This window comes from Micrococcus sp. EYE_212, assembly GCF_023147585.1.
Classification (GTDB): domain Bacteria; phylum Actinomycetota; class Actinomycetes; order Actinomycetales; family Micrococcaceae; genus Micrococcus.
On record NZ_JAHXOZ010000009.1, the window covers coordinates 26,975 to 45,485 of the forward strand.

General features: G+C 75.1%; 20 protein-coding genes and 4 tRNA genes. 17 read left to right on the forward strand and 7 right to left on the reverse strand.

The annotated features are described in order from the left end of the window. Nucleotides 1-11: 11 nt before the first annotated feature. Both KZX60_RS07185 and KZX60_RS07190 read right to left on the reverse strand, forming a co-directional pair. Nucleotides 12-536 carry an aminoacyl-tRNA deacylase gene (locus KZX60_RS07185; protein ID WP_248116889.1) on the reverse strand — a complete coding sequence of 175 codons (525 nt, stop codon included), beginning with the start codon at nucleotides 534-536 and terminating at the stop codon, nucleotides 12-14. Between the two features lie 19 nt (nucleotides 537-555). Further along, nucleotides 556-1,011: a SufE family protein gene (locus KZX60_RS07190; protein ID WP_248116891.1), complete on the reverse strand. Its 456-nt coding sequence runs from the start codon at nucleotides 1,009-1,011 to the stop codon at nucleotides 556-558. A 73-nt stretch (nucleotides 1,012-1,084) separates the two neighbouring features. On the opposite strand from KZX60_RS07190, the gene KZX60_RS07195 reads away from it, so the two are divergent. Beyond that, a complete protein-coding gene (locus KZX60_RS07195) occupies nucleotides 1,085-2,413 on the forward strand; it encodes an HAAAP family serine/threonine permease (RefSeq protein WP_248116893.1) in 1,329 nt (442 codons plus the stop codon). Nucleotides 2,414-2,535: 122 nt separating this feature from the next. On the opposite strand, the gene KZX60_RS07200 is transcribed toward KZX60_RS07195, so the two are convergent. Further along, entirely contained in the window at nucleotides 2,536-3,429 is an 894-nt protein-coding gene (locus tag KZX60_RS07200; protein WP_248116895.1) for a sulfurtransferase, read from the reverse strand. 216 nt (nucleotides 3,430-3,645) lie between these two features. Between KZX60_RS07200 and zapE the strand changes: the two genes are divergently transcribed. Further along, nucleotides 3,646-4,713 (forward strand): cell division protein ZapE, encoded by a 1,068-nt coding sequence (gene zapE, locus KZX60_RS07205; protein WP_248116897.1) that lies wholly within the window; start codon nucleotides 3,646-3,648, stop codon nucleotides 4,711-4,713. 105 nt (nucleotides 4,714-4,818) lie between these two features. Here zapE and KZX60_RS07210 read toward each other — a convergent pair. The 4 genes from KZX60_RS07210 to KZX60_RS07225 all read right to left on the reverse strand — a co-directional run bounded on the left by KZX60_RS07210 (nucleotide 4,819) and on the right by KZX60_RS07225 (nucleotide 5,215). Beyond that, nucleotides 4,819-4,895 (reverse strand) — tRNA-Gly (locus tag KZX60_RS07210). Nucleotides 4,896-4,925: 30 nt separating this feature from the next. Continuing rightward, nucleotides 4,926-4,997: transfer RNA gene (locus KZX60_RS07215), tRNA-Val, on the reverse strand. Between the two features lie 55 nt (nucleotides 4,998-5,052). After that, a tRNA-Cys gene (locus KZX60_RS07220) sits at nucleotides 5,053-5,123 on the reverse strand. A gap of 18 nt (nucleotides 5,124-5,141) precedes the next feature. Beyond that, nucleotides 5,142-5,215, reverse strand: a tRNA-Gly gene (locus KZX60_RS07225). Between the two features lie 174 nt (nucleotides 5,216-5,389). Here KZX60_RS07225 and KZX60_RS07230 point away from each other — a divergent pair. The 15 genes from KZX60_RS07230 to hisF all read left to right on the forward strand — a co-directional run bounded on the left by KZX60_RS07230 (nucleotide 5,390) and on the right by hisF (nucleotide 18,490). Beyond that, complete coding sequence (locus KZX60_RS07230) at nucleotides 5,390-6,358, forward strand: PD-(D/E)XK nuclease family protein (RefSeq protein WP_248116899.1); 969 nt, start codon at nucleotides 5,390-5,392, stop codon at nucleotides 6,356-6,358. Beyond that, nucleotides 6,355-6,924 carry a peptide deformylase gene (gene def / locus KZX60_RS07235; RefSeq protein ID WP_248116901.1) on the forward strand — a complete coding sequence of 190 codons (570 nt, stop codon included), beginning with the start codon at nucleotides 6,355-6,357 and terminating at the stop codon, nucleotides 6,922-6,924. The genes KZX60_RS07230 and def overlap by 4 nt, the downstream gene beginning before the upstream one ends. Further along, the gene (locus KZX60_RS07240) at nucleotides 6,921-7,985 is read left to right on the forward strand and encodes a methionyl-tRNA formyltransferase (RefSeq protein WP_248116903.1); all 1,065 of its coding nucleotides are present in this window, start codon (nucleotides 6,921-6,923) and stop codon (nucleotides 7,983-7,985) included. The genes def and KZX60_RS07240 overlap by 4 nt, the downstream gene beginning before the upstream one ends. Then, nucleotides 7,982-9,664, forward strand: coding sequence for a transcription antitermination factor NusB (locus tag KZX60_RS07245; RefSeq protein WP_248116905.1), 1,683 nt, complete (start codon nucleotides 7,982-7,984; stop codon nucleotides 9,662-9,664). The genes KZX60_RS07240 and KZX60_RS07245 overlap by 4 nt, the downstream gene beginning before the upstream one ends. Beyond that, nucleotides 9,657-10,349, forward strand: a complete 693-nt coding sequence (rpe, locus tag KZX60_RS07250; RefSeq protein WP_248116907.1) for a ribulose-phosphate 3-epimerase — start codon at nucleotides 9,657-9,659, stop codon at nucleotides 10,347-10,349. The genes KZX60_RS07245 and rpe overlap by 8 nt, the downstream gene beginning before the upstream one ends. Before the next feature lie 294 nt (nucleotides 10,350-10,643). Continuing rightward, on the forward strand, nucleotides 10,644-11,303 hold the full coding sequence (pnuC, locus tag KZX60_RS07255; protein ID WP_248116909.1) for a nicotinamide riboside transporter PnuC: 660 nt from the start codon (nucleotides 10,644-10,646) through the stop codon (nucleotides 11,301-11,303). Continuing rightward, on the forward strand, nucleotides 11,300-12,400 hold the full coding sequence (gene ribD, locus KZX60_RS07260; protein ID WP_248116911.1) for a bifunctional diaminohydroxyphosphoribosylaminopyrimidine deaminase/5-amino-6-(5-phosphoribosylamino)uracil reductase RibD: 1,101 nt from the start codon (nucleotides 11,300-11,302) through the stop codon (nucleotides 12,398-12,400). The genes pnuC and ribD overlap by 4 nt, the downstream gene beginning before the upstream one ends. 54 nt (nucleotides 12,401-12,454) lie before the next feature. Next, on the forward strand, nucleotides 12,455-13,108 hold the full coding sequence (locus tag KZX60_RS07265) for a riboflavin synthase (RefSeq protein WP_248116913.1): 654 nt from the start codon (nucleotides 12,455-12,457) through the stop codon (nucleotides 13,106-13,108). Beyond that, the gene (gene ribB, locus KZX60_RS07270; protein ID WP_248116915.1) at nucleotides 13,101-14,402 is read left to right on the forward strand and encodes a 3,4-dihydroxy-2-butanone-4-phosphate synthase; all 1,302 of its coding nucleotides are present in this window, start codon (nucleotides 13,101-13,103) and stop codon (nucleotides 14,400-14,402) included. Before KZX60_RS07265 ends, ribB begins: the two co-directional genes overlap by 8 nt. Next, entirely contained in the window at nucleotides 14,399-14,893 is a 495-nt protein-coding gene (ribH, locus tag KZX60_RS07275; RefSeq protein ID WP_248116917.1) for a 6,7-dimethyl-8-ribityllumazine synthase, read from the forward strand. The genes ribB and ribH overlap by 4 nt, the downstream gene beginning before the upstream one ends. A gap of 95 nt (nucleotides 14,894-14,988) precedes the next feature. Next, nucleotides 14,989-16,014 (forward strand): hypothetical protein, encoded by a 1,026-nt coding sequence (locus tag KZX60_RS07280; RefSeq protein ID WP_248116919.1) that lies wholly within the window; start codon nucleotides 14,989-14,991, stop codon nucleotides 16,012-16,014. Beyond that, a complete protein-coding gene (locus tag KZX60_RS07285; protein ID WP_248116920.1) occupies nucleotides 15,981-16,412 on the forward strand; it encodes a DUF4232 domain-containing protein in 432 nt (143 codons plus the stop codon). Before KZX60_RS07280 ends, KZX60_RS07285 begins: the two co-directional genes overlap by 34 nt. Nucleotides 16,413-16,490: 78 nt before the next feature. Further along, entirely contained in the window at nucleotides 16,491-16,754 is a 264-nt protein-coding gene (locus KZX60_RS07290) for a phosphoribosyl-ATP diphosphatase (protein WP_248116922.1), read from the forward strand. A gap of 64 nt (nucleotides 16,755-16,818) precedes the next feature. Beyond that, complete coding sequence (gene hisG / locus KZX60_RS07295) at nucleotides 16,819-17,667, forward strand: ATP phosphoribosyltransferase (protein ID WP_248116925.1); 849 nt, start codon at nucleotides 16,819-16,821, stop codon at nucleotides 17,665-17,667. A gap of 52 nt (nucleotides 17,668-17,719) precedes the next feature. Beyond that, on the forward strand, nucleotides 17,720-18,490 hold the full coding sequence (gene hisF / locus KZX60_RS07300; protein ID WP_248116927.1) for an imidazole glycerol phosphate synthase subunit HisF: 771 nt from the start codon (nucleotides 17,720-17,722) through the stop codon (nucleotides 18,488-18,490). The last annotated feature ends 21 nt before the right edge of the window (nucleotides 18,491-18,511 follow it).

An 18,511-nucleotide genomic window follows, 5' to 3' on the forward strand; every position in this document is an offset into this window, starting at 1 on the left:
CAGCAGTCACCTCAGTCGGCAGCGATCGCCGCCACGACGGCGCCGCTCACCGCGACGAGGTCGGCGGGGGCCAGCTCGACGTCGAGCCCACGCTGCCCGCCCGAGAGGTACATCACCTCTCCTGTGAGGGCGGACGCGTCCACCACCACGGGGTGCCGGTTCCGCTGTCCCAGCGGGGAGATGCCGCCCCGCACGTAGCCGGTGCGCCGCTCGGCGACCGCGAGGTCGGCCATCACCGCCTTCTTCACCCCCAGCGCCGCCGCGGCGGCGCGCAGGTCCAGCTTCCCGGACACGGGCACGACGCACGCGGCCAGCGAGCCGTCCGGCAGGGCCACCATCAGGGTCTTGAACAGCCGCTCCGGGGGGACCTCCAGTGCGTGGGCCACCTGCGCGCCGAAGCTCTCGCCGCCGCCGTCGAGGGCCACCTCGAACGTGTGGAGCACGTGCGGCACCCCGGCCGCCACGAGCGCCGCGACGGCGGGGGTCGCCGTGTGCTTCAGCGCGCCCCGATCCGTGCCGCCCCGCCTCCGTGCCATGCCGGCCGTCCTCGCCGGCTCAGAGGCCGGTCTGCTCGCGCACGTTGCGCTTGATCCGCCCGAGCATGGCGGACATGCCGCGCAGCCGCAGCGGGGTCAGCGCCTTCTGCAGGCCCAGCTTCGCCGGGATGTCCTCGGGGACGTCCAGGACCTCGCGCGCCGTGGACCCGTCGAGCCCCTGGGAGAGGACGGAGGCGAATCCGCGCGTCGTGGGTGCCTCCCGCGGCGCCGTGATGTACAGGCGCACCACCGCGTCCGGGCCCGGCTCGCCCTCCAGCTCGACCGCGAGGAACAGGGGCGACTGGCACTCGACCACCTGCTCCATCTCGGCCTCGTGGCCGTGGAAGCGGGCGGGCAGCTCCGCCAGCTCGTCGGAGAACTCCAGCAGCAGCTCGAGCTTCTGCGGATCGGGCACCGCCGCGAAGTCGTCGATGATCTCGGACAGGGCGGCGGGGGTCGCGGTCGACTCGGTCATGGTCACCCAGTCTAGTGACGGCCCCCCGCACGGCGGTCAACGGTCCCGCCTGCCCCTTCCTAGACTGGAGCCCATGTCATCCGTCTCACACCAGTTCCACGACGCAGGGGATTCGTCCGCCCCCGCCGTGGCCATCGACCCCGACGCCGACCCCACACCGGACCGCCGTGTCGAGCGGGGGTGGGTCGTCTCGCTCTTCGGCACGGCCGTCGGCGCGGGAGTCCTGTTCCTGCCGATCAAGGCGGGCCTGGGCGGCGTGTGGCCGCTCGTCATCGCCACCCTCCTGATCGCTCCCATGACGTACTTCTCCCACCGGGCGCTCTCCCGGTTCGTGTGCGCGTCCCCCAACCCGGGCGACGACATCACCGCCGTGGCCCGCAGCACGTTCGGACCCGGGGTCGGCGGGCTCATCTCCGTCCTGTACTTCCTGGCGATCTACCCGATCGTGCTGATCTACGGCGTCTCCATCACCAACACGGTGGACTCGTTCATGGTGAACCAGCTGGGCCTGGCCTCCCTGCCCCGCCCGCTGCTCTCGTTCGTGCTGATCGCCCTCATGATGGCCGTGATGATCGCCGGGCAGAAGCTCATGCTCGCGATCACCGGGTGGCTGGTCTACCCCCTGATCCTCATCCTCTTCGGGGCGAGCGTCTACCTCATCCCGTCCTGGAAGCCGGACGCCCTCTTCACCGGCGGCCCGGTGGACCTGGGCGGCATCCTGCTCTCCACGTGGCTGGTCATCCCCGTCCTGGTGTTCGCGTTCAACCACTCGCCGGCGATCTCCCAGTTCTCCCTGGCCATGCAGCGCCAGTACGGAGCGGGCGCGGCCACGCGCGCCTCGGCGGTGCTGGCCAAGGTCACGGGCCTGCTCGTCGTCTTCACCATGTTCTTCGTGTGGTCCTGCGTGCTGGCGCTCGGCCCGGACGGCATGGCCGAGGCCCAGGAGCAGAACCTCCCGGTGCTGTCCTACCTGGCCAACGTCCACGGCTCGCCGCTGATCTCGCTGCTCGGCCCGGTCGTGGCGTTCCTGGCGATCGTCTCCTCCTTCTTCGGCCACTACCTCGGCGCGGCCGAGGGCGCTGCCGGCGTCGTCCGCTCCCTGGTGGACAAGGACGGATCCCGCATCAGCGACCGCACCCTGCGCGGGGTCATCGCCGTCGTCATCTTCTTCACGACCTGGGCCGCGGCGATCGCCAACCCCAGCGTCCTCGGCCTCATCGAGACCGTCGGCGGGCCGGTGATCGCCATGATCCTGTTCCTCATGCCGATCTACGCGATCCACCGGCTGGACGCCCTCGCCCCCTACCGGGGGAAGGCCTCCAACGTGTTCGTGGTCCTCGCCGGCCTCGCAGCCGTGAGCGCCCTCGTCTACGGCATCGTCCGCAGCGTCACCGGCGCCTGAGGCCGCGCCGACGCGCCTCACGCCGACACGAGTCCGGCCCTCACCCCGCGGGGTGAGGGCCGGACTCGTCCAGGGCGGCGGGCGCCGCGCGTGCGACAGTTCCGTGACGGTTCAGCGGCGGATCAGCGCGCGGGCGCCGCGCCGGGCTCCTCGCCCAGGGCGATCGGCAGGCGCACGCCGTTGCCCCACTCGGTCCACGAGCCGTCGTAGTTGCGGACGTCCTCATGGCCCAGCAGGTGCTTGAGGATGAACCAGGTGTGGGACGAGCGCTCGCCGATGCGGCAGTAGGCGATCACGTCGTCGCCCTCCTTCAGGCCGGCGCCGTCGCGGTAGATCTCCTCGAGCTCGGCGCGGGACTTGAAGGTGCCGTCCTCGTTCGCGGCCTTCGCCCAGGGCACGGAGGCCGCGGTCGGGATGTGGCCGCCGCGCAGCGTGCCCTCCTGCGGGTAGCCGGCCATGTGGGTGGTCTCGCCCGTGTACTCGGCGGGGGAGCGGACGTCGATCAGCGGGGTGGTGCCGATCGCGGCGAGGACGTCCTCGCGGGCGGCGCGCTCGGTGGTGTCGTCGCGCTGCACCACGGGGTACTCGGCGCGCTCGACCTGCGGGACCTCGCGGGTGGTCTCGCGGCCCTCGGCGATCCACTTGTCGCGGCCGCCGTCCATGAGGCGCACGTCCTCGTGGCCGTAGAGGGTGAAGACCCAGAGGGCGTAGGCGGCCCACCAGTTGGACTTGTCGCCGTAGAAGACCACGGTGGTGTCGCGGGAGATGCCCTTCGAGGCGGCCATCTCGGCGAACGCCTCGGGGCCCACGAAGTCGCGGGCCACGGGGTCGTTGAGCTCGGTGTGCCAGTCGATCCGCTGGGCGCCGGGGACGTGGCCGGTGGCGTACAGCAGGGCGTCCTCATTGGACTCCAGGACCACGACGTCTGCGTCGTGGACGTGGTCGGCGACCCACTGCGTGGAGACGAGCTTCTCGGGATGGGCGTACTCGGTGGTCTGCGCGGTGTTCTCGGTCATGGGTGCCACATTACGCCAGGCCGATGATGCGTAATGGGGAAGGCGAGCCTCAATCCGGACACGCGGGGTCACACGCCGGGCAGCAGACGGGGCCTCCCGACGCCGGGGGCGGGTCCGCCCGGCGCCGGGCCGGGGCGGGCACCCCCTGGGGCGGCCACGACCGCGCCGGTAGCATGGCCCGGTAGTCCGCCCCCCACACCAAGGATGGAGCACCCCGTGGCCCAGACCGTCCACCTCGCCGACCGCTCGCCGCAGGTCACCCCGGACCAGCTGCTCGCCGGCTTCCATCCCTCCTACCGGTTCGGGGAGGTGTCCTTCGACTCGTACATCCCGGATCCCGCGCATCCCTCCCAGGCCGAGGCCGTGCAGCGGCTGCGCGACTTCGCCGCGTCGATCGGGCGCCCCGCGGCCGGGGGCGGCGGCGGCTTCTTCGGTGGGCTGTTCGGCGGCGGCCGTCCCAAGGCCTCGGCCCAGCCGGCCGGCATCTACCTCGACGGCGGCTTCGGCGTCGGCAAGACCCACCTGCTGGCCTCCACGTGGCACGCCGCCCCGGGGCCCAAGGCGTTCGGCACGTTCGTGGAGTACACCAACCTGGTGGGCGCGCTGGGCTTCCGCAACGCGGTGGACGTGCTCACGCAGTACACGCTCGTGTGCATCGACGAGTTCGAGCTCGACGACCCGGGGGACACGGTCCTGATGTCCCGCCTCATGCGCGAGCTGGCCGACGCGGGCGTGCGCCTCGTGGCCACCTCCAACACCCTGCCGGGCTCGCTCGGCGAGGGACGGTTCGCGGCGCAGGACTTCAAGCGCGAGATCCAGGTGCTCTCCGAGCAGTTCGACGTCATCCGCATCGACGGTGAGGACTACCGCCACCGCGGGCTCGCCGCCGCCCCGGCCCCGCTGCCGGACGCCGAGGTGGACCGCGCCGTGCAGGCCAACTTCCCGCACGCCGGCGTCGTCGCGGTGGACGACTTCGATGCGCTCACCGCGATGCTCTCCCGTGTCCACCCCTCGCGCTATCGCGAGCTCGTCAAGGACGTCGACGTCGTCGCGCTCCATGGTGTGCGCACCATCACGGACCAGGCCACGGCCCTGCGGTTCGTGGTGTTCGCGGACCGGCTCTACGACAAGGACGTGCCCGTCGTCGCCTCCGGCGTGCCGTTCGACGACCTGTTCACCCAGGAGATGATGCACGGCGGGTACATGAAGAAGTACTTCCGCACCGTCTCCCGCATGACCGCGCTCGTGCGCGAGGGACAGCTGGGCGAGGTCGAGGCGAAGTGACCCGCTGAGCCGGGGCGGGCCGCGCGCCCGCCCCGGCATGGGCCGCGCTGGTCCCGGCCTCCGACGACGAAGGCCCCCTCCCGTGCGGGGAGGGGGCCTTCGAGGTGGAGCGGATGACGAGATTCGAACTCGCGACCTCCACCTTGGCAAGGTGGCGCTCTAGCCAGCTGAGCTACATCCGCGTGGCCCGCCCCGCGAGGGGGGTCAGTCCGTGCGCGATACTGGGATCGAACCAGTGACCTCTTCCGTGTCAGGGAAGCGCGCTACCGCTGCGCTAATCGCGCTCATCCATTCCGAGGAACGGTGAACATGCCGCCACCCTCATGCCGGGGGACTGCGAGGTCGGGACGGGATTCGAACCCGCGTATACGGCTTTGCAGGCCGCTGCCTCGCCTCTCGGCCACCCGACCAGGGGTGAAGGTGGAGCGAGCGGATGACGAGATTCGAACTCGCGACCTCCACCTTGGCAAGGTGGCGCTCTAGCCAGCTGAGCTACATCCGCAGAAGGGAACCGGGAGCCCGTTCCGAAGAACCGAAACCGCGATTTCCAACGAGAAAGAACTCTAGACCATGCCGGGCCCTCCCGCCAAATCGGCCCCGTGCCGGCGTGTCCGGGCGGATCCTGACCGTCCCCGCCGCCCTGTCCCGTCCGGGGCGTTTGAGAGGATGTCTGACCATGACCCAGCCACGACTCGCGCACCAGACGCCGTCCGGACGCATGTACGCCCGCTCGCTCTCGGGCCTGCCCGAAGTCCCCTCCATCACGACGGTGATCGGCATGGAGAAGACGGACCTGGACGGCTGGATCGGATGGATGGCCGCGGACGCCGTGGTCAAGGACGAGCGCCTGGCCCAGGCGGTCGGCTCCTCCGCCCGCCTGCGGGAGGTCGCCCGCCAGTCGGCGGACGCGGCCGCGCGCTTCCGCGACGCCGCGGCCGAGCGCGGAGACCGCGTCCACGACTACGCGGAGCAGGTCTCGCGCCGCGCCCTCGGGCAGCCGCACACCATGGCCGAGGCCCGGGCCGCACTGATCGAGCACGGGGAGGGGGCCTACGCAGACCGCTTCGACGAGTGGTGGGACCTCTACGACGTGAGGCCCGTGGCCGCAGAGATCACCGTGTGGAACCACACCGTGGGCTACGCCGGCACCCTGGACCTCGTGGCGCGGATCGGCGGTCGGCTGTGCCTGATCGACTACAAGACCAAGGGCACCGGCAGGGACGGCCGCGTCAAGGCGCTCGACCCGAAGGTGGTCATGCAGCTCACCGCGGGCCTCAAGGCGGAGGAGTCGCTCGTGGACGCCGAGGCCGGCACGTGGGAGCCCTGGCAGCACGGCGCCGCGGAGATGCTGCTCGGCGTCGCCCTGGGGGAGACGGAGGTGGCCGTCCACCAGGCCAACCCCGCCGTGCTGCCGCGGCACTGGCACAAGTTCTGGGCGCTGCGCCAGGTGTGGACGCACGCGCAGGCCGTCGCCGACGCGGGCCCGGCGCTGCGCGTGATCGGCCCGCCCCCGGTGGCGGTCCCGGCGGCGTCGGCGGGCGGCCTGGAGGCCGCCCGCGCGGCGGCCTTCGGCGGGGCGGCGGAGCCGACCGGCACCGGGCCCGCGGCCGCGGAGGCGGGCCCGGCCGATAGGGTGACCGCGTGACCGTCCTCCCCCTCCGCACCGTGCCCGATCCCGTGCTGCGCACCCCCGCCGCGCCCGTCCCCGCGGGCGTCGACGTGCGCCGCCTCGTCGCGGACATGGTCGAGACCATGCACGCCGTCGGCGGCGTGGGGCTCGCCGCCCCGCAGGTGGGCGTGGGCCTGCGGGTCTTCGTGTTCGACGTGGACGGCATGGCCGGCCACGTGGTGAACCCCGTGCTGGTCCGGGGCGAGGAGACCAGCCGGGACCTCGGCGAGGGCTGCCTCTCCGTGCCCGGGCTGCGCTACCACCCCGCGCGCGCCGTCGAGGCCGTCGTGACCGGCGTCGACGTGGACGGGGCGCCCGTCGAGCACCGGGGGACGGGCCTGGTGGCCCGCTGCCTGCAGCACGAGGCCGACCACCTCGACGGCATGCTCTACATCGACCGGCTCGACGGCGACGAGCGCCGCGAGGCCCGCCGCCGCCTGCGGGCCGGCGAGGTCGACCGCACCGCCGCCCGGGTGAGCGCGGAGCGCGCCGCCGCCGTCGGCTCCGTCTTCGCCGGCTCGGCCCGGGGAGGCGGCCGATGAGCGCCCCCCTGCGCGTCCTCTTCGCCGGCACGCCGGCCACCGCCGTGCCCGTGCTGCGGGCCCTGCTGGCCTCCGACCACGACGTCGTGGGCGTCCTCACCCGCCCGGACGCTCCCGTCGGCCGCAAGCGGGTGCTCACGCCCTCGCCCGTCGCGGCGGCGGCGGCCGAGGCCGGGCTCCCCGCCGTCAAGGCGGATCGCCTGCGCGGCGAGGCCGGCGCCGAGGCGGTGGCCTCGATCCGCGGGCTGGACGCCGACGTCGCAGTGGTCGTCGCCTACGGGGCGCTCGTCCCCGCCGACGCGCTGCGGATCCCGCGCCTGGGGTGGCTCAACCTGCACTTCTCGCATCTGCCCGCCTACCGCGGCGCCGCCCCGGTGCAGCGCGCCGTGATGGACGGCGTCGCGGTGACGGGGGCGGACGTGTTCCAGCTCGAGGAGGGCCTGGACACCGGCCCGGTGTTCGCCCGCCTCACGCGCGAGGTGGCCCCCGACGAGACCTCGGGCGACCTGCTGGCGGACCTCGCCGAACGGGGCGGCCCGCTGGTGCTGGACGTGCTCGACGCGCTCGCGGACGGCACCGCCGTCGCCGCGCCCCAGGAGGGCGAGCCCACCCACGCCGCCAAGCTCACCGCCGAGGACGGCCTGGTGGACGCCGCCGCCCCCGCCGGCCGGGTGGCCGCGCGCATCAACGGTGTCACCCCCGAGCCGGGCGCCTGGGGCTGGCTGGCGGCCCGCGCAGACGCCGAGCCCGTGCGCTTCAAGCTCGGCGGCGTCGCCCCCGTGGCCGAGGACGACGCCGCCTGGCCGGCCGAGCTCGCGCCGCTGGCCCCGGGACGCATCGCCGTGGTGGCCAAGGGCGCCTGGCTGCGGACCGACGGCGGCGCGGTGCGGCTGAGCACGGTCCAGCCGGCCGGCAAGACGACCATGCCCGCCCTCGACTGGGCGCGCGGCGCCGGCGAGGGCGCCACGCTCCTCTCCGGCGCCGCACTCGCGGCCCACGGGGAGCGGGAGCAGCAGCGGGCGGCCGAACGGGCCGCCGCACGGCAGGAGGGACCAGCATGAGCGGAGCATCCGAGGGGACCGGCGGCCAGGGCCGCGGGCGCGGCGGCGCCGGAGGCGGAGAGCGCTCGGGCCGGCCGGCCGCAGCCGGCAAGGGCGGGCGCGGCGAGCCCCGCCGCGACGCGCAGGGGCGCACCCGCAGCCGCGGCCGCTCCGGAGCGGGACGGCAGTTCTCGTCCCAGGCGCCCTCGCAGCGCTCCCGCAGCGCCGACCCCGCGCGCCGGGTGGCGTTCGAGGCCGTGCGCGCCGTCCACGCCGAGGACGCCTACGCGAACCTCGTGCTGCCCCCGCGCATCCACCAGGCCCGGCTGGACCGCCGCGACGCCGCCTTCGCCACGGAGCTGGCCTACGGCACCCTGCGCGGCCGCGGGCTCTACGACGCCGTCCTGGCCCGCTGCGTGGACCGTCCCCTGGAGCAGATCGACCCGCCCGTGCTGGACGCGCTGCGCCTCGGCGCCCACCAGCTGCTCGCCATGCGCGTGCCCGCGCATGCCGCGCTCGACGCCACGGTCGCGCTCGTGCGCTCCGAGATCGGCGCCGGGCCGTCCGGCTTCGTCAACGCCGTCCTGCGCCGTGTCTCCGAGCGCCCGCTCGAGGACTGGCTGGCCGACGTCGCCCCGGCCGACGGCGGCGACGCCGCCCTGGCGGTGCGCACCTCCCATCCCGTGTGGATCGTGCGCGCACTGCGCCAGGCGCTCGCCGCCCACCCCGGCGCGGACGCCGACCAGATCGAGGAGCTGCTCGCCGCGGACAACGCGGCACCGGTGGTGAACCTCGTGGCCCTGCCCGTCGACGGCGGGGAGGAGGCGCTCGCCCGGGTGATCGCGGACGGCGCCGAGCCCGGTCCGCTCGCTCCCGGCTCGGCCCTGCACGCCGGCGGCGACGCCTCCCGCCTGCCCGGGGTGCGTGAGGGCCTCGTCCGGGTGCAGGACGTCGGCTCCCAGCTGACGGCCCGCGCCCTCGTGGCCGTGCCCCGCGCGTCCGACGCCTCCGAGCGGGCCGAGCGCTGGCTCGACCTGTGCGCGGGGCCCGGCGGCAAGGCCGCCCTGCTGGCCGCGCTGGCCGCCGAGCGCGGCGCCACCCTCACGGCCAACGAGCTCGCACCGCACCGCACCGACCTGGTCCGCTCCGCCCTGGCCGCCGTGCCGCGGGAGGCCTGGACGGCGCACACGGGGGACGGGCGGCGGATCGCCGACGCGGTGGAGACCCCGGGGGACGGCTACGACCGGATCCTCGTGGACGCCCCCTGCACCGGCCTGGGCGCCCTGCGCCGCCGGCCCGAGTCCCGCTGGCGCCGCACGCCGGCCGACCTCGCCGAGCTCACCGGCCTGCAGGCCGAGCTCCTGGACGCCGCCGTCTCCGTCCTCGCTCCCGGCGGCGTGCTCGCCTACGTCACGTGCTCCCCGCACGTGGCCGAGACGACGGTCCAGGTCCAGGACCTGCTGCGCCGCCATCCGCGGCTCGAGCAGGTCGACGCCCCGGCGGCGCTCGCGGAGGTCGCGCTCGCGGACCTCGGGCTCGGCGGCGCCCCGGCCGGCGCCGGTGACGGCGGGGAGGACGACGGACCCCCGGCCGAGGAGGCCACGGCCCGCACCGCCCAGCTCTGGCCCCACCGCCACGGCACGGACGCGATGTTCCTCGCCCTGTTCCGGGCGCCGGCGGAGGGTGAGGACCGTGGCTGAGGGTCCGCACGCCCCGCGTCTGCACAGCCCCCGTCTCCACCCCTCGATCCTCTCGGCGGACTTCGCCCGGCTGGCGGAGGAGCTCGCCCGCATCCCGAGTGCGGACGCGGTGCACGTGGACGTGATGGACAACCACTTCGTCCCGAACCTGACGCTCGGCCTGCCCGTCGTGCAGGCCATCCGGGCCGCCACGGCGCTTCCCCTGGACATCCACCTGATGATCGCCGACGCCGACCGGTGGGCCCCGGACTACGCCGAGGCCGGCGCCGAGTCCGTGACCTTCCACGCCGAGGCCTCCGGCGCCCCCGTACGCCTGGCCCGCGAGCTGCGCGCCCGCGGGTCCCGGGCGGGCATGGCGCTCAAGCCGGCCACCCCCGTCGAGCCGTACCTGGACATGCTCCCCGAGCTGGACAAGCTCCTGCTGATGACGGTGGAGCCCGGCTTCGGGGGCCAAGCGTTCCTGGACGTCGTGCTGCCCAAGATCCGCCGCGCCCGTGCCGCCCTGGACGGCGCCGCGACTCCGCTCGCCCTCCAGGTGGACGGCGGCGTCAACCGGGACACGATCGAGCGCGCGGCCGAGGCCGGGGCGGACACCTTCGTGGCCGGCTCCGCCGTGTTCGGCGCCGACGATCCGGACGCGGCCGTCGTCGCCCTGCGGGACGCCGCGCGTCACGCCTGCGGCTGAACACCCTCGGCCCGCAGCGCCGGCCCCGCGAACCCCCGAGGCCGCGTGGCATACTGGAGCACGCAACGTGCTCCGAGATGCGGTGGAAGTCCGCACCGGCGGTGACAGCCCGCTAACCGCGCGCCCCGCCCTCACCCGAGGGTCCGGGACCGCGGCCTGACCGGTGGAATTCCGGTGCCGACCGTACAGTCGGGATGGGAGAGGCACGCGGCCGTGCCGTCCCGCGCGCTGACGCGGGAGGGCTGCGGAGCGCACCCCTCGGAGTCCCGAACCGAGGAGGTGGCGTCAGCCCCCATGCAGTGGCTCGTGGACGTCTTCACCTGGACCATCCCCGTCGCCGGCGGCGGCCTCCTGATGCGGGAGGTGATCGGCAACCTCTTCGGGCTGGCGTCCGCGCTCGGCGGCATGGCCCGCAAGGTCTGGGCATGGCCCGTCGGGATCATCGGCAACGCGCTCCTGCTCACGGTGTTCCTCGCCTCCCTCTTCGGCGGCGCCGACCACGCGACGCTCCTCGGCCAGGCCGGCCGCCAGGTCATGTTCATCGCGGTCTCCGTGTACGGCTGGGCCCGCTGGCGGGCCGCGAGCCGCGGCCGCGGCGACCACGCCCCCGCGATCACCCCCGAGTGGGCCGGCCGGGGCGGGCGGACGCTCCTCGTGCTGGGCCTGCTGATCGGCACCCTCGCCCTCACCCCGGTGTTCCGCGCCCTCGGCTCGTGGGAGCCGGTGTGGGCGGACGCCTGGACCTTCGTCGGCTCCCTGCTCGCCACGTACGGCATGGCCCGCGGCTGGGTGGAGTTCTGGCTCGTGTGGGTGGCCGTCGACGTCGTCGGCGTGCCCCTGCTGTGGAGCAGCGGCTACTACGCCTCCGCGGTGATGTACGCGTTCTATGGGGTCTTCACCCTGATCGGCTTCTTCGTGTGGCTGCGCGCCAAGGACCGGGAGGGCACGCGATGAGCACCCCCTCGACGAGCACCCCGATGGACCTCGCGGCCGCCGCGGCCCTGCGCGGCGTGCGCGGCGCCAACCCGCTCGTGGGCGCCGTCCTGACCGCCCCCGACGGCGCCGTGCTCGCCGTCGGTCACCACCGCGGCCGCGGCACGGCCCACGCCGAGGTCGACGCGATCGCCCGGTGGGAGGCCGCCCGCGCCGCCGGCCCCGGGCTCGCCGCCCTCGACACAGCGGCGTTCGACCCCGCCGACCTCACGCTCCACGTGACCCTCGAGCCCTGCGACCACACCGGCACTACGGGCCCGTGCTCGGAGGCCGTCCTCCGCGCGGGCTTCGGCGCCCTGCGCTACGCCGTCGCCGACCCCACGGGTGACGACGGCGGGGGCGCCGCCCGCCTGTCCCGCTACGGGGTGCGCGTGGAGGGCCCGACGGGGGAGGCGGCCGCCGTCGCCCTCACGGCGCGCTGGCGGGCCGCGCGCGCCGCGGGACGCCCCTGGGTGACGGCGCACCTGGCCCAGTCCCTCGACGGGAACGCCGCCGCCGCCGACGGGACGAGCCGCTGGATCACGGGGGAGGCCTCCCGCCACCACGCCCACGAGGTGCGCGCCCGCGTGGACGCGATCGTGGTGGGCACGGGCACCGTCCTCGCCGACGACCCGCGCCTCACCGCCCGGGCCGCCGACGGCGCCGCGGCCGCGCGCCAGCCCGTCCCCGTGGTCCAGGGCCGCCGTCGGATCCCCGCCGACGCCGTGCTGCTGCACGCCGCGCACCCCGTCGTGCTGCAGACGGGAGAGCGCGACCCCCACGACGTGCTCGCGGCGATCGCCGCCCACCCCGGGCCGTGGCCCCACGGCCGCCGCGCCGAGCACGTCCTCGTCGAGGGGGGCCCGCACGTCCTCGGCGCGTGGTTCTCCGCCGGCCTCGTGGACGAGGTCATGGCGTACACGGCGCCGCTGCTCCTGGGCGCGGGGCTGCCCGCCGTCGCCGGTCTGGATGTCGGCACGCTCGCCGACGGAATCCGCCTCGTCCCCGACCCCGCCGAGGGCGGCCCTGTGAAGGCCCTCGGCGAGGACGTCTGGACGCACCTCATGCCCGCGCCCTGACCCGGGCCACCGCCCCCCCTGCTGCCCCCTCGCCCCCACGACCAAAGGATCCGCATGTTCACCGGGATCATCACCCACCTCGGCACGGTGCGCGCCGTCGAGCCGCGCCCCGAGCAGGACACGCTCACGCTTGTCCTGGATGCCGGCGGCGCCCTCGACGGGCTCCCCGCGGGCGGCTCGCTCGCCGTCGACGGCGTGTGCCTCACCGCCCTCGACTCCGGGAAGGAGTCCGACGGGCTCTTCCGCGCCGACCTCATGGGGCAGACCCTCGCGATGACGAGCCTCGGGGACCGCGTCCCCGGGGACCGCGTCAACCTCGAGCGCTGCCTGCGCCCCACGGACCACCTCGACGGGCACCTCGTGCTCGGCCACGTCGACGGCGTCGGGGTGGTCCTCTCCGTCACGCCCCAGGGCGCGTGGACCACGATCCGCATCGGCCTGCCCGCCTCGCTCGCACGCTACGTCCCCGCCCAGGGCTCGATCGCCCTGCAGGGCGTCTCCCTCACCGTCACCGCGGTTTCCGCGCCCGGGGACGCCGAGCACTGGTTCGAGGTCGGGATCATCCCCGCCACCCTGCGGGCCACCACCCTCGGCGGGCTCGCCCCGGGGGACCGCGTCAACCTCGAGACGGACGTGATGGCCCGCTACGCCGAGCGCCTCGCCCTGATTCCCGCCACCCGCGCCGCCGAGGAGGACGCCCATGAGTGAGCACGGGAGTGAGCACATCCGCCTGGACGCCATTCCCGACGCCGTCGCCGCGATCGCCGCCGGACGTCCCGTCGTCGTCGTGGACGATGCGGACCGCGAGAACGAGGGCGACCTCATCTACGCCGCGGCCCTCGCCACCGACGCCGTCACCGCGTTCACCGTGCGGCACACCTCCGGCGTGATCTGCGCGCCGCTCCCGGGGGCCCTCGCGGACCGCCTCGAGCTGCCGCCCATGACCACCGTGAACGAGGACCCCAAGGGGACCGCGTACACCGTGAGCGTCGACGCCGTCGCGGGGACCACCACCGGCATCAGTGCCGCCGACCGCACCCGCACCCTGCGCGTGCTCGCCGGCGCGGACAGCGACCCGGCCGACCTCACCCGCCCCGGGCACGTCTTCCCGCTGCGCGCCGTCCCCGGGGGCGTGCGCGCCCGCCGCGGCCACACCGAGGCCGGCGTCGAGCTGTGCGCGCTCGCGGACCTGCCGCCCGTCGCCGCGATCGCCGAGCTCGTCCACGACGACGGCACCATGATGCGCCTGCCCGCCCTGCGCGCGTTCGCCGACGAGCACGGCCTCGTGCTCGTCTCCATCGCGGACCTCGTGGCGCATCTCGAGACGGAGAGCCCGCTGCCGGCCGACGTCGCCCCCGAGGCCACCCTGCCCACCCGCCACGGCGTCTTCCGCGTCAGCGTGCACCCCGACCCGCAGACGGGGGCGGAGCACGTGCTGCTCCTGGCCGACCCCGTGCCGGCGCCGGAGGACCCGCTCACGGTGCGCGTGCACTCCGAGTGCCTCACGGGCGACGTCTTCGGCTCCCTGCGCTGCGACTGCGGGCCGCAGCTCGAGGACGCCCTGGCGCACGCCGCGGCCGAGGGCGGCGCGGTGCTCTACCTGCGCGGCCACGAGGGGCGCGGGATCGGCCTGGCCTCCAAGATCCGCGCCTACCGCCTCCAGGAGGAGGGCCTGGACACCGTGGAGGCCAACCTCGCGCTCGGCCTGCCGGGGGAGGCGCGTGACTACGCCGGCGCCGCCCGGGTGCTGATCGAGTCCGGGCACCCGCGGGTGCGCCTCGTGACGAACAACCCCGCCAAGGTCGCGGGCCTGCGGGCCGGCGGGGTCGAGGTGGTGGAGCGCGTGCCCGCCCCCACGCCCGTCACCGAGCACAACGCCGCGTACCTGCGCACCAAGCGCGACCGCATGGCCCATGCCCTCGCGGACCGTGACCTCGGCGAACCGGCCTCCACGCCGACCCCCATGCACCCCACCCCGAGCCCCCAGGAGGAGACCGCATGAGCGGCCACGGAGCACCCCAGACCACCCTGTCCGCCCTGTCTGAGGCCGACCGCGCCACGGCCGCCGGGCTGCGCGCCGTGATCGTCGCCGCGCAGTGGCACACCGAGATCATGGACGGCCTCATCGCCGGCGCCCGCGCCGCCGCCGCGGAGATCGGCCTGGAACCGGCCCTCGTCCGCGTGCCCGGCACCGTCGAGCTGACCGTGGCGGCCGCCCGCCTGGCCGCGGACCACGACGTCGTGGTCGTGCTCGGCGTCGTGGTGCGCGGCGGCACCCCGCACTTCGAGTACGTGTGCCAGTCCGTGACCCAGGGCGTCACCGAGGTCTCCGTGCGCACCGGAGTGCCCGTCGGCTTCGGCGTCCTCACCGTGGACACCGAGGACCAGGCCCGCGACCGCGCCGGGCTGCCCGGTTCGCGCGAGGACAAGGGCCGCGAGGCGCTCGAGGCCGCCGTGCTCACCGAGCTGGCGCTGCGCGGCGCCGGGGCCTGAGGCACGCCCGGCCGGCCGACGAGGGAGCCGCGCGCACGCCGTCCCCGGAGGCCGGCCTCCTCGGGGCCCTGCTCCTGGCGGCCTCCCTGGTGGTGATGCTCGCCGTCGGGGTCCATGCCGCCGGGCTCGGGCCGGACCCAGCGTTCCTCTGGGAATGCGACGACACCGGGCAGTGCGAGGATCTGTGGGCCGAGGCGCGCGAGCACGACCGCATGGTCACGCTCCTCGCCGCTGCAGCGGCCGTCACGGGGTGGTTCCTGGCCGCGGAGGGTCGGCGTGCGGAGACGGAGACCGGCGACGCCCCGACCCCCGGCGGTCCCACCCCGCAGCGTCGGGGTGTCGACGTCCCCGTCGTGCTCCTGGGCTTCGTCGGCGGCGTGATCCTCGCGGTCTCGTTGCGGATCGGACCGGCCCTCACCGGGTCCAGCGCCGGGGGACCACCAGGGAGGGACGGCCTCCTCATCGCGGCGCTCACGGGCGCCGTCGTGTCGATCCTCGTCCTCCTCGTCACCCCACGGCATGCCCCGGGGCGGCTGTGGGTGGCGGCGGTCCCGGTGATCGACCTCCTCGCGCTGCCCCTCCTCCTCCTGGCGCTCGGCCGGTCCCTCCACCTCGCGGCGGCGGTGACGGCGCTCGCGGCCGTGATCGCCGCGCTGATCGGCCGCACCTACCTCGAGGCGCACGGGCGCACGCCCCGGGATGCCCACCGCATCGCCGGTCTTGTCGCCCTGGCCCACATGGCGACCGTGCTGCTCATCGTCCCGCTGGCCGCCGTGACGGTCGGCCTGGGACCGCTGGTCTTCGTCGTGGCCCTCCTTCCGCCCCTGCTCCACGGTCTGTGGTTCACGACTCTGGGGCGAGGCGGAGTCGACCGCGCGCCCGCGGCCCCCTGCTGCGGTCCGCCGGCACGGCGACGGGCCAGGCCGGCCGTCGTCCTGCCGGCTGCCGCGGCCATCGTCCTCATGGCCGCCTGGGCCGCCTGGCCGGTGCCCGCACCCCCGGCCGACGCCACACCGCAGGCCCGGCCGGCACGCCATCCTGCGGCTCAGAGCAGCTCGCACTCACGGTCGGCGGATTCGACTCCGCGATGGGCACGTCCTCGGCGGGGATCACGGCCGTGAACACGTCGGACGCCGCCTGCGCCCTGCGGGGCCGCCCGGACGTGGAGATCGTGCAGGGCGGCGACCCGATCGGCCTGCGCCTCGCACCGATGGACGCCCGGACCCTGACGCCCACCCCGGAGCAGGCGGCCCGGGAGGACCCCGATCTCGGCGTGGTCCTGGAGCCCGGGCAGCAGGCCGTGGCCGGGCTCCTGTGGCCGGGCTACCGCACTCTGGCCGACGGGAGGACTCCGCAGGCCGTCCGGGTCGGACTCGCCCCGGGAGACGCCGCGCTCCGGGCCCCCATCGGCGTGTCCGACGAGCCGGGAGGGAGTCCGGGCCCGGCGCCCTTCGACCTCCAGGACGGCGTGCCGGGCGGAGCGGAGCTGCGCGTCGGACCGTGGACGTCACGCCGATAGGGCACGCCGGACGGTGCTGCCGCGTCACACGAGGACGACGACGGCGCGCCCCACCGGGGTGCCGCTAGGGTGACGGCCGTGAAGACCTTCGAAGAGCTGTTCGCCGAGCTGACCCGCACCGTGGCCGAGCGCCCTGAGGGCTCCCACACGGTCGCCCGTGTGGACGCCGGCGTCCACGCCATCGGCAAGAAGGTCGTCGAGGAGGCCGCCGAGGTCTGGATGGCGTGCGAGCACGAGTCCGACGACGCGGCGGCCATGGAGATCTCGCAGCTGCTCTACCACCTGCAGACGATGATGATCGCCAAGGGCCTCACCCTCGAGGACGTCTACCGCCACCTCTGAGCGGGACCGCGCGACGACCTCGCGCGTCCCCGCCGCCCGCCTGAACCCCCCACGAGGAGAGACCGTGCTGCGCATCGCCGTCCCCAACAAGGGCGCCCTGTCCGAGGCCGCCCGCGAGATCCTGCTGGAGGCCGGCTACCGCCAGCGGCGCGACTCCCGGGAGCTCGTGCTCGTCGACCCGGAGAACCAGGTGGAGTTCTTCTACCTGCGGCCGCGCGACATCGCGGTGTACGTCGGCCAGGGCACCCTCGACGTCGGCCTGACCGGCCGAGACCTGTTCTGCGACGCGCAGGTGGGGGACACCGCCGAGGAGGTCATGGCGCTCGGCTTCGGGAGGTCCGTGTTCCGCCTGGCCGCGCCGGTCGGCGCGTTCAGCGCGGCCGGCGAGCTCTCGGGCAGGCGCATCGCCACGAGCTACGACGGCCTGCTCACGGCGTACCTCGAGCGGACCGGCCTGGACGCCACCGTCGTCCACCTCGACGGCGCCGTCGAGTCCTCCGTGAAGCTCGGCGTGGCGGACGCGATCGCCGACGTCGTGGAGACCGGCAACACCCTGCGCGCCGCGGGCATGGAGGTCTTCGGCGAGCCGATCCTCGACTCCGAGGCGATCATGATCGGCCGCCGGGGCGCCCAGCCCGAGGGCCTCGACGTGCTGCTGCGCCGCCTCAACGGCGTCCTCGTGGCCCGCCGCTGGGTGATGATCGACTACGACATCCGCCGCGAGCTCCTGGACCGCGCCACCGCGGTCACGCCGGGACTGGAGTCCCCGACCGTCTCCCCGCTGCGCGACGAGTCGATGGTGGCCGTGCGCTCCATGGTGCGCAAGGGCGACGCCAACCGCGTCATGGACGAGCTGTACGACCTCGGAGCCCGCGGCATCCTCATCTCCGCCATCCACGCCATCCGCCTCTGACCCCCTCGGACCACACGGTCCGCACCCCCGTCGGCCTCGAAGGAGCCCCGCCATGACCGTCGCCGTCCGCGTCATCCCCTGCCTCGACGTCGACGCCGGGCGGGTGGTCAAGGGCGTCAACTTCGAGGACCTGCGCGACGCCGGCGACCCGGTCGAGCTCGCCCGCCGCTACAACGCCGCGGGGGCGGACGAGCTCACGTTCCTCGACGTCACCGCCTCCACCGCGGACCGCGCCACCACGTACGACGTCGTCACCCGCACGGCGGAGGAGGTCTTCATCCCGCTCACGGTGGGGGGCGGCGTCCGGACCGTGGACGACGTCGACCGCCTCCTGCGCACCGGTGCGGACAAGGCCTCGGTGAACACCGCCGCCGTCGCCCGCCCTGCGCTCATCACGGAGATCACCCGGCGCTTCGGCTCCCAGGTGCTCGTGCTCTCCCTCGACGCGCGGCGCACGCAGGACCCCGCGTGTGCGTCCGGCTACGAGGTCACCACCCACGGCGGGCGCACGGGCACCGGCATCGACGCGGTGCAGTGGTGCCGGGAGGCGTCCGAGCGCGGCGTGGGGGAGATCCTGCTGAACTCGATCGACGCGGACGGGACGCGGGCCGGCTTCGACCTCGAGATGATCCGCGACGTCCGGGCCGTGACCCGTGTGCCGCTGATCGCCTCGGGCGGCGCGGGGGAGCCGGCCCACTTCCCGGAGGCGGTGGCCGCGGGGGCGGACGCGGTGCTGGCCGCGTCCCTGTTCCACTTCGGCCCGGACGACATGCTCGCCCGCGTCAAGGACGCGCTGCGCGCCGCGGGGCACGTCGTCCGCTGAGGGGCACGGACCACGCCGCGC